At 63.9% G+C, this 15,437-nt stretch carries 16 protein-coding genes and 1 pseudogene; 7 read left to right on the top strand and 10 right to left on the bottom strand.

Annotation, left to right across the window (positions count from 1 at the left end; genetic code table 11):
• Positions 1–1,408: 1,408 nt before the first annotated feature.
• The 3 genes and pseudogenes from ACN4F8_RS11950 to ACN4F8_RS11960 all read left to right on the top strand — a co-directional run.
• A pseudogene (locus ACN4F8_RS11950) lies at positions 1,409–1,693 on the top strand (VC1465 family Xer recombination activation factor); the annotation flags it as partial.
• 194 nt (positions 1,694–1,887) lie between these two features.
• Positions 1,888–2,175 (top strand): toxin-antitoxin system HicB family antitoxin, encoded by a 288-nt coding sequence (locus ACN4F8_RS11955; protein ID WP_419473804.1) that lies wholly within the window; start codon positions 1,888–1,890, stop codon positions 2,173–2,175.
• A gap of 18 nt (positions 2,176–2,193) precedes the next feature.
• Positions 2,194–2,565, top strand: coding sequence for a hypothetical protein (locus ACN4F8_RS11960; RefSeq protein WP_419473805.1), 372 nt, complete (start codon positions 2,194–2,196; stop codon positions 2,563–2,565).
• Positions 2,566–2,874: 309 nt separating this feature from the next.
• Here ACN4F8_RS11960 and ACN4F8_RS11965 read toward each other — a convergent pair whose 3' ends face one another.
• From ACN4F8_RS11965 to mltG, 8 genes are all read right to left on the bottom strand, one after another.
• A complete protein-coding gene (locus tag ACN4F8_RS11965) occupies positions 2,875–4,386 on the bottom strand; it encodes a tripartite tricarboxylate transporter permease (protein WP_419473806.1) in 1,512 nt (503 codons plus the stop codon).
• A gap of 15 nt (positions 4,387–4,401) precedes the next feature.
• Positions 4,402–4,890, bottom strand: a complete 489-nt coding sequence (locus tag ACN4F8_RS11970) for a tripartite tricarboxylate transporter TctB family protein (protein ID WP_419473807.1) — start codon at positions 4,888–4,890, stop codon at positions 4,402–4,404.
• Between the two features lie 84 nt (positions 4,891–4,974).
• Entirely contained in the window at positions 4,975–5,655 is a 681-nt protein-coding gene (locus ACN4F8_RS11975; protein ID WP_419473808.1) for an ankyrin repeat domain-containing protein, read from the bottom strand.
• A gap of 13 nt (positions 5,656–5,668) precedes the next feature.
• Positions 5,669–6,490: a TatD family hydrolase gene (locus ACN4F8_RS11980; RefSeq protein WP_419473809.1), complete on the bottom strand. Its 822-nt coding sequence runs from the start codon at positions 6,488–6,490 to the stop codon at positions 5,669–5,671.
• Between the two features lie 78 nt (positions 6,491–6,568).
• Positions 6,569–6,940 carry a PilZ domain-containing protein gene (locus tag ACN4F8_RS11985; protein ID WP_300653038.1) on the bottom strand — a complete coding sequence of 124 codons (372 nt, stop codon included), beginning with the start codon at positions 6,938–6,940 and terminating at the stop codon, positions 6,569–6,571.
• 98 nt (positions 6,941–7,038) lie between these two features.
• On the bottom strand, positions 7,039–8,082 hold the full coding sequence (locus ACN4F8_RS11990) for a DNA polymerase III subunit delta' (protein ID WP_419473810.1): 1,044 nt from the start codon (positions 8,080–8,082) through the stop codon (positions 7,039–7,041).
• The gene (gene tmk / locus ACN4F8_RS11995; protein ID WP_419473811.1) at positions 8,079–8,738 is read right to left on the bottom strand and encodes a dTMP kinase; all 660 of its coding nucleotides are present in this window, start codon (positions 8,736–8,738) and stop codon (positions 8,079–8,081) included. The genes ACN4F8_RS11990 and tmk overlap by 4 nt, the downstream gene beginning before the upstream one ends.
• Before the next feature lie 26 nt (positions 8,739–8,764).
• On the bottom strand, positions 8,765–9,754 hold the full coding sequence (mltG, locus tag ACN4F8_RS12000; protein WP_419473841.1) for an endolytic transglycosylase MltG: 990 nt from the start codon (positions 9,752–9,754) through the stop codon (positions 8,765–8,767).
• Between the two features lie 160 nt (positions 9,755–9,914).
• Between mltG and ACN4F8_RS12005 the strand changes: the two genes are divergently transcribed.
• Together ACN4F8_RS12005 and ACN4F8_RS12010 are read left to right on the top strand one after the other, a co-directional pair.
• Positions 9,915–10,871, top strand: a complete 957-nt coding sequence (locus tag ACN4F8_RS12005) for a YgfZ/GcvT domain-containing protein (protein WP_419473812.1) — start codon at positions 9,915–9,917, stop codon at positions 10,869–10,871.
• Positions 10,872–10,884: 13 nt separating this feature from the next.
• A complete protein-coding gene (locus tag ACN4F8_RS12010; RefSeq protein ID WP_419473813.1) occupies positions 10,885–11,712 on the top strand; it encodes an NRDE family protein in 828 nt (275 codons plus the stop codon).
• A 9-nt stretch (positions 11,713–11,721) separates the two neighbouring features.
• Here the strand turns inward: ACN4F8_RS12010 and ACN4F8_RS12015 are convergent, their stop codons facing one another.
• Positions 11,722–12,585: a YbgC/FadM family acyl-CoA thioesterase gene (locus tag ACN4F8_RS12015; RefSeq protein ID WP_419473814.1), complete on the bottom strand. Its 864-nt coding sequence runs from the start codon at positions 12,583–12,585 to the stop codon at positions 11,722–11,724.
• Between the two features lies 1 nt (position 12,586).
• Positions 12,587–13,570, bottom strand: coding sequence for an alpha/beta hydrolase (locus ACN4F8_RS12020; protein ID WP_419473815.1), 984 nt, complete (start codon positions 13,568–13,570; stop codon positions 12,587–12,589).
• A 152-nt stretch (positions 13,571–13,722) separates the two neighbouring features.
• Here ACN4F8_RS12020 and ACN4F8_RS12025 point away from each other — a divergent pair, with 152 nt between their 5' ends.
• Complete coding sequence (locus tag ACN4F8_RS12025; RefSeq protein ID WP_419473816.1) at positions 13,723–14,859, top strand: iron-containing alcohol dehydrogenase; 1,137 nt, start codon at positions 13,723–13,725, stop codon at positions 14,857–14,859.
• Between the two features lie 303 nt (positions 14,860–15,162).
• The gene (locus tag ACN4F8_RS12030) at positions 15,163–15,420 is read left to right on the top strand and encodes a response regulator transcription factor (protein ID WP_419473817.1); all 258 of its coding nucleotides are present in this window, start codon (positions 15,163–15,165) and stop codon (positions 15,418–15,420) included.
• The last annotated feature ends 17 nt before the right edge of the window (positions 15,421–15,437 follow it).

Below are 15,437 nucleotides of genomic sequence, written 5' to 3' on the forward strand. Positions count from 1 at the left end.
CATCCCCTATGCATAAATACAAAACCACCTCCCCAAAAACTTGAGGCTTGTGCGTTATATTAATATGCTTGATTTGAGGCCGTGCTAATTTTTTTGATATCCATCAAATATAGATTATGCATTCATAATGCTTGCTCGAATTGCATTCAGGCTTACTACGCAAGTCAATCTCGATTTCGCGTTTGACACCTAAAATTCTTTCGAAACCTCAAGATGGATTCGGGTCTATTGTCAATAGAAAATTTACCGCTAGCTCTATGCGAGATCGGTGCAGCTACTTAATAGAATTGCAAAACTCGGACGTTTCTGATACCCCTGCTACTCCAGTATCGATTATTCTGCAATTGACGTACAGATCTTATAATTGGTTCAAAACATCTTAAATGTCTCTTGGTTGCAAGTCCATTTTCAGCTGCACCCCGCTTCTAGATCAGAAATAGCTCTTGCTCTAGGCGGGCCACGTGCAGGGTAAAAAGTTATGTCAGCGCGTGCGCCAGACGGCTCACCGGTCTCGCCTTCAGTAAGAGGGTTTGGCGCTCGTTGATCCATCGAGAAGCAGCCTGACCTTCGAGTCGACTATGAGGGATTGGGCAGTGCTAGCCAGCGTGACTCGCAGAGGTCGCAGACGACTGCGCTCGTCTTCTCATAAGACCCCGTTGTATGAATTCCAGACGTGGGCCCAGCTTGTTTTGCCGTTACATAGCTTGAACGTAAACATCCGTGCCTCGTTGACCTGCGGGACGCGGTGCTACATCAACTCCGTCCAGAACGAATCGACAAGCTCACAGCCGAACGCAGAAGGAACCCATTCGTCTCTCCACGTTCAAGCAAAGGACGGCTATGCATTGGTACGAACTGGGCTGAAGCTGGATGCTGGATGCTGGATGCTGGATGCTGGATGCTGGATGCTGGTCGGAGTTTCCACCATCGAACGTTACAAACTTGGCAATTGGGCTTGAGCCCAGTTCGAGACGATTGCGCAGGTACCGGTCAGGTTGGGCTTCGTCACAGACAGGGGCTTAGTTGTCTTTGGTCGGGCAGCCCAGGTGCTGGTAGACAGGTGGGCTGATCACCTGCCGCTGAAGCGTCAAAAGCATCCAAGGGGTGCAAGCATGTCCGTCGGAACCTCCGGCACAGGGTGATGAACTCAGGCTCCAGCCTCACCGCAGCTGATCAAGAGCATCGCTGAGGACTGGTCGTTGCGTTGCCAAATTCACCAGTCTATGGCTCGACAAGTTGAAGATCACATTTGCAGGCTGAGGAATCGCCAACATTGTCTCTCTTGGCAAAGCGGCAAACTTGGCAGCGACTGTCAGATAAAGCGAACAAAATCAACGAGTTACCTTAAGCCACCACTTGCTGGAATTGCATAAGCTAACCAGCCGCTTCTGGGCTGCGCTTCAAATCCATGTGCTCCGGCGCTGGCTTCAACCTGGCCGATGTTGCGCAACTTCTTCACGTGTCGCCACGCACTGTACATAACTGGTTTTCGGGCGCCTGCGCGGTGCCGTACAGCTCCTGGCGGTTGATCCGAATCCTGGGCCGCTACGAGCTGCCCGACAAGTCGTGGGCTGGCTGGCTGATGCACAGCGGCAAGCTCTGGACGCCTGAAGGCCACCCGATCGAACCCCGGGACGGTGCGTGGTGGTCGCTCTTGGTTCGGCAGGCCCGCTCGTTCAGAACGCAGTACTCTGAAAACACCCAGCTTCGCGCTCAGCTTCGCCTCGCTCGCCTAGAAGCTGACGCTCGCAGAGGGGACCCCGCACGCGGGGAGTCGCTGCGGGCTAAGCCGCTGGACCATGGGCTTGTCCCTAGTTTTAACAACGCGGAAACGGGAAAAGGCACATATGATGTCAATCTGATATCAGATTGCCACCACCAAAACCCATGGCCACTACCTTACGCCTCGCACCAGACCTGGAAAGCCGCGCTAAGAGCCACGCCGCCAGCATCGGCGTGTCCCTCAATGCCCTGGTCTCCGTCGCCCTGGACGCCTACCTGCGCCCCGGCCACAACGCTCCAATCGAACCCCGCAACAACGCGCCTGGTGCAGATCATGCTGCCCCAGTTCCAACCCTGCCACCCCCTGCGCACCCTGCCCCAACTCCCCAGCCAAGCCCACCCGCGCCCGCCAACTGGCGCCCCGGCAAGGCCAAGAAAAAAGCCCGTCGCTGACCTGGAAGGGGGCCAGCCATGAGCCCCACACCCCGCATCTGGACGCCCGAACGCAGGGCACAGGACACCTGGGATTGGGTGTCTGCCGAGGACGTGATCCGCCACGCCCTGGCGGCCTACACCCTGGCTCGAAAGCACGTTCACCAACCACCTGGACGCCGATTCTCCGAGCCCGATGGCACCAGTTGGACCACCCGCGAAGCCTTCGCCGACAACCTGGCGCTGCTCTTTGACATGCGTTTGAAGACCGAGGGCTACCAACTCGGTGTCAATGAAGCCTGGGCCACCGACGCCCGGTGCCTGCAAAAGTGGATGGCTCCCCGCACCTGGTCCCCGGACGAGTTGCTGCCCCCGGGCAGCGGCTCGGCAATCGTTCAGGGGGGTGCATGAGCGCGGGAAACAGCCGTCGCATACCTGTCCGGTGTCGCGGGATGGCGCCATCCGTTGCCACGTCAGTCCGTGAACCCGCATTGAAAGCTGGCGCGCTGATCTGCCATCCGCGGCCAATCCCTCGGCTCGCCTCGGGCCTCGTGCGTGCCATGAACAGCATTTCTTCGGCCTTCGAATGAAAGAATTTCCAATGAAATCAAAGACTTGTGAATCTATACATCGTAGAATATTTAAGAAGGACTTGTCGCGACCCAAAAAAGAAAGCCCGACTCAAGGTCGGGCTTTCCTCTCGAGGTAACTGAGCCGCTGTCAGTCTTCGACGAAAGCTTCTTCGCGTTTCTTCTTGATCGAAGGCAGCAACACGACGGCCAGCAACAAAAGCGCTGCCGCCAGCAACGACGCCGAGATGGGTCGGGTCACAAAGACCGACCAGTCGCCGCGCGAGATCAGCAAGGCGCGGCGCAAATACTCTTCCATCATGGGGCCCAGGATAAGGCCCAACAACAATGGTGCAGGCTCACAACCGAGTTTGATGAAGGTGTATCCGATCAGACCGAACACGGCCACCATCCAGATGTCGAAGCTGTTGTTGTTGGTCGAATAAACGCCAATCGCGCAAAACAGCAGGATGGCCGGGAACAGCCAGCGGTAAGGCACAGACAGCAGCTTGACCCAAACGCCGATCAGCGGGAGGTTCAGAACGATCAGCATCAAGTTGCCGATCCACATCGACGCAATCAGTCCCCAGAACAGCTCGGGGTTGGATGTCATCACCTGAGGGCCGGGCTGGATGTTGTGGATGGTCATGGCGCCGACCATCAGCGCCATGACGGCGTTGGGCGGAATGCCCAGGGTCAGCAGCGGGATGAACGAGGTTTGTGAACCCGCATTGTTGGCCGACTCGGGCGCCGCCACGCCGCGGATGTTGCCCTGACCGAAGGGCACTTCACCAGGTTTGAGCTTGGTCTTCTTCTCGATGGTGTACGCCGCGAACGAAGACAGCAGCGCACCGCCACCGGGCAGGATGCCGAGCACCGAACCCAATGCCGTGCCGCGTATGACCGCAGGCAACATGCGCTTGAAGTCTTCCTTCGTGGGCATGAGGCCCTGCACCTTGCCGGTGAAGACTTCCCGCTTGCTTTCGTCTTGCGACAGGTTGCTGATGATCTCGCCGTAGCCGAAGATACCCATGGCGATCACGACGAAGTTGATGCCGTCGGTCAACTCGGGAATGTCGAAACTGAAGCGGGCCACGCCGGAATTCACGTCGGTGCCGACGAGGCCGATCAGCAAGCCCAGCACGATCATGGCCAGCGCCTTGAGCAGCGAGCCCGATGCCAGCACGACAGCGCCGATGAGGCCCAGCACCATGAGTGCGAAGTACTCGGAAGGACCGAAGCTCAGTGCCACTTCGGTCAGCGGCGGCGCAAACGCGGCCAGCACCAGGGTACCGACGCAGCCGGCGAAGAACGAGCCCATGCCCGCGGCAGCGAGTGCAGGGCCTGCCCTGCCCTTGCGCGCCATCTGATAACCGTCGATCACGGTCACCACCGACGACGATTCGCCCGGCAGGTTGACCAGAATGGCGGTGGTTGAGCCACCATATTGCGCACCGTAGTAGATGCCGGCCAGCATGATGAGCGCGGCCACAGGCTCCAGACCGTAGGTCACGGGCAGCAACATGGCGATGGTAGCCAGCGGGCCGATGCCCGGCAACACGCCGATGAGCGTGCCCAGCAGGCAGCCCACGAACGCGTAGATCAGGTTCTGGAGGGTGAAAGCGACACTGAAGCCCAGTGCGAGGTTGTCAAAGAGTTCCATGAGGGTTGTCTCCGGTCAGGCGGTCAGGAAGGCAGGCCACACCGGGAACTGCAGATTGAGCATGTAGACGAAGGCGCCGTAGCTGCCGACCGCGAGCAAGGTCGCCAGGATCAGGGATTCCTTGATGTCGCATTTGGGGCGCGCGTAGCCGGCGATGATCACCAGGCCGTAGATGGCGACGATGAAGCCCATGGCCGGAATGCCCAAGGAGGGCAAACCCACCAGCAGGGCGCCGAAAGCCAGGTTGGCGCCAAGCACAAAGCCCAGCGGGCGCCAGGCGATCCTTCCAATGGGGTCGCCGTCGGGGGCCTTGCTGCGGAATGACTGGACCGTGATCAGAATGCCGAGGGCCGTGAGCAGGATGCCCAGCAGCAACGGGAAATACCCAGGGCCCATGCGAGCCGCACTGCCCACATCGAAGTTCGTTGCACCCACGGCGAACGACACGCCAACGATGGTGAACATCAAACCAGAGAAAAAGTCTTTTTGACTTGCCAGCTTCACAGTGTCTCCTCGGAATATCGGGTGTGGCGATTCTGATGCGATCGAGGGAATCTCCCCATGTGGGTTACACCTACATGGTTCCTGCTACCAGCGGCCCTGGGGCTGTCTGGCCCGTACAAAGGCGGCAATGATGTCGGCCGACTCGGCTCGCTGTGCTCGGTTGGCGAAGTCGATGGCGGTGAGGCCCTGCTGGTTCTTCAACAGGGGATCAGCACCCTCCTCCAGCAACAACTTCACCACCGACGGATGACCATAGTGCGCCGCCATCATCAATGGCGTGCTGCCGTTGGGCGACTCGGCGTCGATGTAGGCGTGGTGCTCCAGCAGGAGTCGGGTCATGGCAAGGCTGACCTCGTCGGCATTGGTGGCGGCGTAGTGCAGCGGTGTCCAGCCAGGTTTGTTCACTTCGGCCTTGCGTTCGATCAGGCGTCGGGCCAGTTCCAGTCGTCCCTTGAGGGCCGCCATCATCAGCGGACTTTCGTCCTGTTGGGTGCGCAACTCGACTTGCACACTGGCCTGCCCGAGCAGAAAGCTGGAAACGTCGGGCGCGTCGTCGCGCAAAGCGAGGAACAGGGCGTGTTCGCCTTGCTCGTTGCGCGTGTTGAGGTCAAACCCGCGCTGGGCGAGCTGGCGCAGGGCGTTGGCGTCATTGCGTTTGACTGCGGTGAAGAAATCGCTGAACGAATCGGCCCACACGGCTGTCGACAATGTCATCAACAGCATGAAAATCCATTGAAAAACAGCGATCTTTTTGAATGATTTCATGTGATTTCTGGATTCAGGATGTCTGCGTTGATGACAAGACCCGGTCAAAGAGGCGATCAAAATTGCCGCTGGTGGTGTGTGCAATGTCGGCCACATCCACGCCTTTGATTTCGGCAATCTGCTGCGCCACCCAGGGAACAAACGCCGGAGAGTTGGTCTTGCCGCGGTGCGGCACTGGCGCGAGATACGGGCTGTCAGTTTCGATCAACATGCGGTCCAGCGGCACGAAGGCCGCCACCTCGCGGATGTCGCTGGCACTGCGGAAGGTGAGGATGCCGGAAAACGAAATGTAGAAACCGAGGTCCAGGGCGGCACGGGCGACCTCGGTTGTTTCGGTGAAGCAGTGGAACACCCCTCGGGCCAGCGGCAGCGAGCCGGCATCACCCTCAAAGCCTCCAGCTTCCCGCAGGATGGCCAGGGTGTCGTCAGAGGCGCTGCGGGTGTGAATGACCAGGGGCAGATCGGTCATGCGCGCGGCCCGAATGTGGGTGCGATAGCGGGTGCGTTGCCAGGCCATGTCGGCCACGGTGCGCTCGCCCAGGCGGTAGTAGTCCAACCCGGTTTCGCCGATGCCCACCACACGTTGGCGGGCAGCGCGCTCGAGCAGATCTTCCAGCGTGGGCTCCTGCACGCCTTCGTTGTCGGGGTGCACGCCCACGGTGGACCACAGGTTGGTGTGCTCGCGCGCCAGTGTGTGGACGTCTTCAAATTCTTCCAGCGTGGTGCAGATGCACAGCGCCCGGTCGACATGGGCTTGTGCCATGGCGCTCAAGATCTCGGGCAACTGGCTCTTGAGCTCCGGGAAATTCAGATGGCAATGGGAATCGGTGAACATGCAGACCCTGGGAGTTCGGCAATGGAATGCGGGCCTTGTGGTTGGCCCGATCGACGGAGCTGCGGAGAAAGCGCAGCCTCAGAGCGTCTGGGTGGCGCGGTCCGAGCCGAGGCTGGCGCCGAGGATTTCCTCGATCTTCAGCTTCAACATGCGCGACTTTTCGTCGGACGGGAAACGGATGCCAACCCCCTGGGTGCGCCCACCGGAAGCCTTGGCCGGCGTGACCCAGGCCACCTTGCCCGCCACGGGGTAGCGCTGCGGGTCGTCGGGCAGGCTGAGCAACACGTACACGTCGTCGCCCAGCCGGTACTCGCGGGAAGACGGAATGAAGATGCCACCGTCTGCAAACAAAGGAATGTAGGCCGCGTAGAGCGCTGCCTTCTCCTTGATGGAGAGCTGGATCACGCTCGGGCGTGCCGCAGCTGCCGAGGGAGAAGGGGTTGTGCTCATCGGGTCGAGTTTAGCGGCAATATGTTGGCGGGTGCGCCTTGTTGCGGGGCCGCAAAACAATGCTCGGTTGGGTGTGCGCTGCGCTGCTTTTCAGCCACTCAATGCGCCCTGGCCGCGAGCACCTGGCGCGTGCGTGCAGCCCACGCTTCCTGCATGAGACCCGGGTTGTAGGGATGTTCCACCGAGCGTGCGGCCAGCATGAGTTCGCGTGACCAGGTCGCCAGTGCCGTCATGCGCGGGGCGGCGGGCAAACCGGTGGCGGGGAAAAACCGGGCCGGTGCACCCGAGGCATGGGCCATGAGGTCATGACACAGCTTCTGCAGCACGGCGAGTTGCTGCGCAGCCGGCCAGTCGGCCAACAAGGACCAGTCGCCACGGGCCAGCGCCTGCGGCAAGCCGGCCCAGGCTTTGGCGTCCAGCCCGCTGGATGCCCAGGTCAGTGCATCGTCGGGCCGCCCGCCCGCCGCCTGCAGCCACACAGCCGCCTGCCCGGGCGTGGGTGGCGGCACGGGTGACTTGCCACCCGCCTGCACAGCGCTCACCTGCTCCATCAACCAGCTCAGGGCTTCGGACTGCGGTGGCCAGACCATGGCGTGGGTCTGGCAGCGGCTGCGGATGGTGGGCAGCAGTTGGTGTGCCGACTCGGTGGCCAAGATGAAGCGCACTTCGCCCACCGGCTCTTCCAGCGTCTTGAGCAGGGTGTTGGCCGACTCCATGTTCATCCGCTCGGCCGGGTACACCAGGATCACCTTGGTGTTGCCCCGCGAGCGGGTGGTCTGCGTGAAAACGACCGCGTCGCGCGCGGCCTCCACACGGATCAGCTTGCTCGGTTTGCGCTTCTTGTCGTCGATCTCTTTTTGCGCGCTTTCGTCCAGCGGCCAGCCAAGTTCCAGGCTCAACACCTCGGGCATGAGCACGCACAGGTCGGCATGGGTGCGCACATCGATGGCGTGGCAACTGCTGCATGTGCCACAGGCGCCTTGCGCCGTGGGGTGTTCGCACAGCCAGGCGCGGGCCAGCGCCAGCGCCAGGTCGTACTGCCCCAAACCCGACGGTCCCGAGAGCAGCAAAGCATGGCCGCGCTGGGCCAGCAGGCTGGTCAGCTGGGTTTGAAGCCAGGGGGCCAGTGTCGTCCCGCTCATCGAGCGCCCTCCCCTTGCAGCCAGCCGCGCTGCTCGAACGCCTGGAGAACATGGCGCCAGACGGTGTCCTTGGGCTGGTCCGAGGGCACCCGGGCGAAACGCGCCGGGTCCTGCTGCATGCGATCGCGGTAGCCAGCGGCCACGCGCTCAAAGAACGCCTGCGGCTGGGACTCAAAACGGTCGGGCAAGCGCGCACCGGCCAGCCGCTCGGCGGCCACGGCGGGCGGCAGGTCGAACCACACCGTGAGGTCGGGCTGCCGCAACTGACCGCCCTGCTCGGGCATGGCTTGAACCCAGCGCTCAAGCTGGCCCAGCACGGCCAGATCAAAACCGCGCCCGGCGCCCTGGTAGGCAAAGGTGGCGTCGGTGAACCGGTCACAGAGCACCACGTTGCCCTGCAACAGCGCGGGTTCGATCACCTGCTGCAGGTGGTCCCGGCGCGCCGCAAACATCAACAAGGCTTCGCACAGCGGGTCCATCGGGTCGTTGAGCACCAGCTCGCGCAACTTCTCGGCCAGTGGCGTGCCGCCCGGCTCGCGGGTGAGCGTGACGGCGCGCCCTTGCGCCAGAAAAGCCTCGGCCAGGGCGGCGATATGGGTGGATTTGCCTGCACCGTCGATGCCTTCAAACGTGATGAAAAGTCCGGCGGTCTGCATGAAAAGAGAATGTTGTCGGGCGGGAATCAGCGGCGCAGGATGTAGCGGCGCACGGCGGCATTGTGCTCTTCGAGGGTGGCGCTGAACTGGCTCGATCCGTCGCCGCGGGCCACGAAATAGATGGCGTTGGTGTCGCCAGGCTGCACAGCAGCGCGCAGCGATGCAGCCCCGGGCATGGCAATCGGCGTGGGCGGCAGCCCGGCGCGGGTGTAGGTGTTGTAGGGCGTGTCGGTCTGCAGGTCGTCGCGGCGCAGGTTGCCGTCAAAGCGCTCGCCCAGACCGTAGATCACGCTGGGGTCGGTCTGCAGGCGCATGCCGATGCGCAGCCGGTTGGCAAACACACCGCCGATGCGCTTGCGATCACTCTCCAGGCCGGTTTCCTTTTCGATGATGCTGGCCAGGATGAGGGCTTCTTCCGGGGTGCGCAGCGGCACGGAGCTGTCACGCTGCGTCCACAGATCGGCCACACGTTTGTCCATGGCCTGCGCGGCCTGGCGCAACACGCTGGAGGCGGTGGCGCGCTTGGCCACCCGGTAGGTGTCGGGGAAAAACCGCCCTTCCGGATGGCGCCCCGGGTAGCCGATGAGGGCCATGACGTCGGCCGTGCTCATGCCTTCGATGTCTTGCGTCAGGTCGGGCGAGGCGCGCACCAGCTCAAACACCTGGCGGTGGTTCCAGCCTTCCAGCAGGGTGATGCTGCGAAAAGCCTGTTCGCCCCGCACCAGCTTCGAGAGCAGGCTGCGCGGCGTGGTGCCGGGCGCGAACTCGTAGCTGCCGGCCTTGATGTCGCGCGACTGACCCGACACCCGGAACCAGCCATACAACAGCACCCAAGGGGTCTGCACGCCCGCCGATGAAAGCTTCTCGGCAATGCCGCGCGCCGACTGCCCGGAAACCACTTCGACCTCCAGCGGTGTTTGCTCGGTCACACCGGGCGCCAGCGGCAGCGGTTCGTCGACCCACCACACGCCGAAGGCGCCTGCGATCAGCAGGGCCACCAACGGCAGCACGAACATGAGTTTGAACAGGCGCAACAAGGGGGTGATCTCAACAGGGTAATGGGGCCGGCATCGGGGACCCGGACCGGGCTCACGATGATAATCGGGCACCTCCCCATGGCGCGGCATGTCCCCAGCGCCGCTCCCGGCATATCGCAACCCACCCCGGGCGTCTCACATGAACTCCACCAGCACACCCACAACGCAGCCCTCCTTCACCGAGGCCACCCAGCCCCTTCACGGCATTGCCCGCCTGAGCCACCTGGGTGTGATCCAGGTGGACGGAGAAGACGCCGCGAAATTCCTCCATGGACAGCTCACGCACGATTTCGCGTTGCTGGGGTTGTCCGAGGCGCGGCTGGCCGCGTTCTGCTCGGCCAAGGGCCGCATGCAGGCCAGTTTCATCGGCTTCAAGCGCCGCCACGATCAAATCTTGTTGATCTGCAGCCGCGACCTGCTGCCCACCACGCTCAAGCGCCTGTCGATGTTTGTCTTGCGCGCCAAAGCCAGACTGAGCGATGCCAGCGAGGCGTTCGCCATCTGGGGCATCGCCGGCAACGCGGTGCCCGCCGCCCTGCCCGTTGCAGCATGGTCGCAGGGGCGCGAGGGTGATGCCAGCGTGGTGCGCCTGTACCCGGCCGACGGAACTCCACGGGCCTTGTGGGTCGCCCCGGTGGGCGCCCCGGCACCGCTCGGCGAAGTCTTGCCGGAAGACCTCTGGCACTGGCTGGAGGTGAAGAGCGCCGTGGCCACGCTGAGCCAGCCGGTGTTCGAAGCCTTTGTGCCGCAGATGCTGAACTACGAGTCGGTCGGCGGTGTGAACTTCAAGAAAGGCTGCTACCCCGGCCAGGAGGTGGTGGCGCGCAGCCAGTTCCGCGGCACGCTCAAGCGCCGCGCCTACCTGGTGCACAGCGACGAGCCCTTGGTGGTTGGCCAGGAGGTGTTTCACAGCAGTGACGCCGAACAACCCTGCGGCGCCGTGGTGCAGGCGGCCAGCCACCCGGCCGGCGGGTTTGACGCCATCGTCTCCATGCAGACCAGCGCGGCACTGGATGGCAGCATGCACGCCGGTGCGGCGGGTGGCCCGACGCTCACCCTTCTGCCCCTGCCCTACCTTCTGCTCGACGATATCTGACACGGGCTTGGTCATGTGCCTGATCGCTTTTGCGCTGAACGCCGATCCGGCTTGCCCGCTGCGGATTGCCTCCAACCGCGATGAATTCCTGGACCGGCCCACCGCGCCGCTGCACCGCTGGCTGCTGGCCGACGGCACCGAGGTGCTGGGTGGACGGGATTTGCGCGATGGCGGCACCTGGCTGGGCCTGAGCCCGCAGGGCCGCGTGGCAATGCTGACCAACGTGCGCCAGCCAACGCAGGCGCCCGCCCGGCGCAGCCGGGGCGAGCTGGTCACGCGCTGGCTGCAGTGCGACGCCGATGCACAGCGGTTCGCGCAGAGCATCGACCCGACCGCCTACGGTGCCTTCAACCTGGTGGTGGGCGACTTCCACGCCCGAGCCTGGCACTGGCTGGGCAACCGCGACCCCGCCGCCCCGCACGGCACCCAGGCGAGCACGCTCCACCAGCGCGCGCTGGCCGACGGGATCTATGGCCTGTCCAACGCCAGCCTCGACACCCCATGGCCCAAGACACAACAACTGAAGGCGGCGCTCGGCGAATCCTTGCTGGCGTCATCGGACTGGCTGGCGCCGCTGTCCCGAGCCCTCACCGACGCCCGGCCGGTGCCAGACCCGCATCTGCCACACACCGGCGTGCCTGCCGATCTGGAGCGCTCCCTCTCCAGCCCCTTCGTGCGCATGGCCGACCGCGCCTACGGCACGCGCACCAGTCAGATCGTCAGCTTGCAAGCCCGGGCGCAGGGCTTTGACGTGACCATGCACGAATGGACCCACGACCCGTTGGCGCCGGTGGTCCGCCTGGCGCCCGAACACGCACGCAGCGAAACGCTGGTGTGGTGAGGCGCAGCGTCACAGGCGCATGAACATGGTCACGTGCGGGATACCGGCCTCGTCAAACGGCTCACCCAGCACGGTGTACCCCAGCCGCGCATAGAAGCCCTCGGCGCTGCGCTGCGCGTTGAGCACCACCTCGGCATCGCCGCGCGCGCGCGACACGTCCATCAGGGCGTGCAGCACATCGCGCCCCAGGCGTCCGCCGCGCATGGTGCGCTCCACCGCCATGCGCCCGATCTTGGAGGTGCCCGGCTCATGGGCGAGCAGCCGGCCCGTGGCCAGCGGGCGGCCCAGGCGGTTGTAGGCCACGGCGTGCACCGCTGTGGCGTCGGCCGCGTCCCACTCCAGCTCTTTCGGAATGCGCTGCTCGTCCACGAACACAGTGGTGCGCAGGCGCTGGGCGTCCGCGCCGAGTTCGGCCCAGGACCCCACGCGCACCTCGGTCACGGTCTCGCCCGCTTCATAGCCGGTGAGGACGTCGCGCAGCACCGCCGGCACCGGGCGCGAGGTCTGTGTGGCCGGATCGGCAAACACGTAGACGATCTCGCTGGAGATCAGGTGCTCGTCGCCCCGGAAGATCGCACCGGTGAAGGTGATGGACGAGTTGCCGACGCGGCTGCACTTCATGGCCACCTCGATCTGGTCGTCCGCCCGCGCCGAGGCGTGGAATTCCACCGTGGCCTTGACCACATACAGATCACCATCGAGCTGGTGCATGGTCTCCTGGTACGGCAGACCCAACACGCGCCAGTAGTCGGTGATGGCGGTGTCGAAGTACATCAGGTAGTGCGCGTTGAAGACGATCTTCTGCATGTCCACCTCGGCCCAGCGCACGCGCAGGCGGTGGAAGAAGCGGAAGTCGGAGCGTTTCAAGGTCATGTCATGTCTCGGTGAAAGCCTGGCGCAGCGCACGGGCTGCGTCATGGTGGGCGGTCAGTGCCTGTGGAATGGCACGGCCGAAGTTGATGAAACCGTGCACCACACCGGCATAGATCTCGATGTCCACCGGCACACCGGCGTGGCGCAAACGGTCGGCGTACATCACGCCCTCGTCGGTGAGCGGGTCGCATTCGGCAAGACCGATCCAGGCCGGTGCCACACCGTCGAGTTCGCGCACATGGCCGTGGTCGTCCACGCCATCGAGCGGTGCAAAGCGCCAGTCGTCTCTGTCGGCGGCGCTGCGCAGGTAGTGGCCGAAAAAGTAGCTGATGTGAGGCTCTTCCAACAGGAAGCCTTCGGCAAATGTCTTGTGCGAAGCGGTGTCCTGATGCCCTGCGCAGCCGGGGTAGAAGAGCATCTGCAGCGCCAGCGGCAAGCCCGCGTCTCGCGCGGCAATGGCCGTCACCGCGGCCAGCGTGCCGCCGGCGCTGTCACCGCTCACCGCGATGCGGGCAGCGTCCAAGCCCAACGCGCCGCACTGCGCGCGCAGGCCCAGCAGGCTGTCCCAGGCGTCAAACACCGCGGTCGGAAACTGCCACTCGGGTGCCAGCCGGTAGTCCACCGACACCACGGCGCAATGCGCGAGATGCGCCAGGTGCCGGCACAGCGCCGCGTGTGTGGCCACGCTGCCCACGGTGAAACCACCGCCGTGAAAGTACAGCAGCACCGGCAGGGCGACCTCGGACGCCGGCGCAAACAACTGCGCGCGCAGCTCCGCACCGTCTCGCGCAGCGAAGCGAAGGTCTTCGACCCGGGCGAGTTTGTGTGAGGGAATCTCCAGCACACCGGCCCCGGCTTCGTAGGCCAGCTTGGCCTGCGCGGGCGTGAGCGCGTGCAGCGGCACATGACCTGCGCGCGCAATGCGCTCCAGCACATGGCGCATGGCCGGCGTGAGCAACGAGCGGGGATCGGGGTGGCGGGACATGGCCTCGATTGTCGCGGGCCTTGTTGCCGGATTCCACATCGCACGCCGCACGGCCTGTCTTGTGTGTGACGGCGCACGGGTTCACGCGATAGGTGGATCGCGGCGCGAGCCGTATAGTTTTCGCAACCACAAGAACCACCCCGGAGACCGCCTTGGCCCAGATCCTCTACATCACCAACATCCTGATCGACTTCGGCGTGCTCGCGCAGTTGCAGGCCGAGTGCGAGCGCGTGGGCATCCGCCGCCCGCTCATCGTGACCGACGCCGGCGTGAAAGCCGCCGGCCTGTTGGACAAGGCCACCGCCGCCCTGCCCGGCCTGCAACCCGCTGTCTTCGACCAGACCCCGTCGAACCCGACCGAGGCCGCCGTGCGCGCTGCCGTGGCGGTGTACCAGGCGCAGGGCTGCGACGGACTGATTGCGCTTGGTGGTGGCAGCGCCATCGACTGCGCCAAGGGCGTGGCGATCGCCTGCACGCACGAAGGCCCGCTCAAGACCTACGCCACCATCGAAGGCGGCTCTCTGAAGATCACCGACCGCGTGCCGCCGCTCATTGCCGTGCCCACCACGGCGGGCACCGGCAGCGAGGTGGCACGCGGCGCCATCGTGATCGTGGACGACGGCCGCAAGCTCGGTTTCCACAGCTGGCACCTGGTGCCCAAGACCGCCCTGCTCGACCCCGAACTTACGCTGGGCCTGCCGCCCATGTTGACCGCAGCCACCGGCATGGACGCCATTGCGCACTGCATGGAAACCTTCATGGCACCACCCTTCAACCCGCCTGCCGACGGCATTGGCCTGGACGGTCTGGCGCGCGGCTGGGCGCACATCGAGCGCGCCACCAAGAACGGGCAGGACCGCGACGCGCGCCTGAACATGATGAGCGCCAGCATGCAGGGAGCGATGGCTTTTCAGAAGGGCCTGGGCTGCGTGCATTCGCTCAGCCACAGCCTGGGTGGTGTCAACCCGCGTCTGCACCACGGCACGCTCAACGCGGTGTTTCTGCCGGCGGTGATCCGCTTCAACGCCGAGGCCGAGTCGATGAAGAAAGACAACCGTTTGCAGCGCATGGCCCATGCCATGGGACTGGCCAGCGGTGGGGATGTGGCCGAAGCCGTGACCGAGATGAACGCCCGCCTGGGCCTGCCCACGGGCCTGGCGGCCATGGGTGTCACGCCCGATCTGTTCGACAAGGTGATCGCAGGCGCCATGGCAGACCATTGCCACAAGACCAACCCGCGCCTGGCCAGCGCCGAGGACTACCGCTTGATGCTGCAAGCCGCCCTGTAGGCCTGCGCACGGCCCCGCCGGGCACACCACCGATCCCACCGCCGCGACAGCTTGCTGTCGCGGCTTTTTTTCGACCCTTGCAGGGGCGTTTCAGCGGTGTGTACCGCCCGTTTTTGGGGCATTTTCGAGTCATCGATTCATGAGCGTTTCATAACCTGTTCGTCAATCCTCCAAAGGGTGATTGCCGCAGACTGACCTCACTGAATTCGATGCCTCCACGCATGGAAGAAGCCCAGTCTGTTGCGGGGCTGCCGGGCGGTTGCATCTGAATTGAGTTCAGACCACCTCCAACCAGGGCAGATCATGACATTCGCATCTCTTCTGAACGCCACCGACACCAACTTGACCGCCAGGGAAACCGAGATCCTCGATTTCATCGCGCGCGGCCTGACGTCCAAACAGATTGCACGGGAACTGAACATCAGTCCCTACACGGTGAACACGCACCGCGACAACCTGCGCCGCAAGCTCGGCGCACACAACGGCGCGCAGCTCGCCTCCTGTCGGGCCACGCTGTCGTTCAAGGCGCCGGGCGAGGCCACCTTGGCGCACAAATTCTGATCACGCTGTCCATCCCA

It is taken from the genome of Hydrogenophaga sp., from assembly GCF_048549895.1.
In the GTDB taxonomy this organism is placed as follows: Bacteria; Pseudomonadota; Gammaproteobacteria; order Burkholderiales; family Burkholderiaceae_C; genus Hydrogenophaga.

Coding starts and splice junctions, on each gene's coding strand:
- ACN4F8_RS11980 (WP_419473809.1), bottom strand. CDS start 6,490: ATGTTCACCGATTCCCATTGCCATCTGAATTTCCCGGAGCTCAAGAGC.
- ACN4F8_RS12030 (WP_419473817.1), top strand. CDS start 15,163: ATGACATTCGCATCTCTTCTGAACGCCACCGACACCAACTTGACCGCC.
- ACN4F8_RS11965 (WP_419473806.1), bottom strand. CDS start 4,386: ATGGAACTCTTTGACAACCTCGCACTGGGCTTCAGTGTCGCTTTCACC.
- ACN4F8_RS11985 (WP_300653038.1), bottom strand. CDS start 6,940: ATGAGCACAACCCCTTCTCCCTCGGCAGCTGCGGCACGCCCGAGCGTG.
- ACN4F8_RS11955 (WP_419473804.1), top strand. CDS start 1,888: ATGGCCACTACCTTACGCCTCGCACCAGACCTGGAAAGCCGCGCTAAG.
- ACN4F8_RS12020 (WP_419473815.1), bottom strand. CDS start 13,570: ATGTCCCGCCACCCCGATCCCCGCTCGTTGCTCACGCCGGCCATGCGC.
- tmk (WP_419473811.1), bottom strand. CDS start 8,738: ATGCAGACCGCCGGACTTTTCATCACGTTTGAAGGCATCGACGGTGCA.
- ACN4F8_RS11975 (WP_419473808.1), bottom strand. CDS start 5,655: ATGAAATCATTCAAAAAGATCGCTGTTTTTCAATGGATTTTCATGCTG.
- ACN4F8_RS11960 (WP_419473805.1), top strand. CDS start 2,194: ATGAGCCCCACACCCCGCATCTGGACGCCCGAACGCAGGGCACAGGAC.
- ACN4F8_RS12015 (WP_419473814.1), bottom strand. CDS start 12,585: ATGACCTTGAAACGCTCCGACTTCCGCTTCTTCCACCGCCTGCGCGTG.
- ACN4F8_RS12010 (WP_419473813.1), top strand. CDS start 10,885: ATGTGCCTGATCGCTTTTGCGCTGAACGCCGATCCGGCTTGCCCGCTG.
- ACN4F8_RS12005 (WP_419473812.1), top strand. CDS start 9,915: ATGAACTCCACCAGCACACCCACAACGCAGCCCTCCTTCACCGAGGCC.
- ACN4F8_RS11990 (WP_419473810.1), bottom strand. CDS start 8,082: ATGAGCGGGACGACACTGGCCCCCTGGCTTCAAACCCAGCTGACCAGC.
- mltG (WP_419473841.1), bottom strand. CDS start 9,754: ATGTTCGTGCTGCCGTTGGTGGCCCTGCTGATCGCAGGCGCCTTCGGC.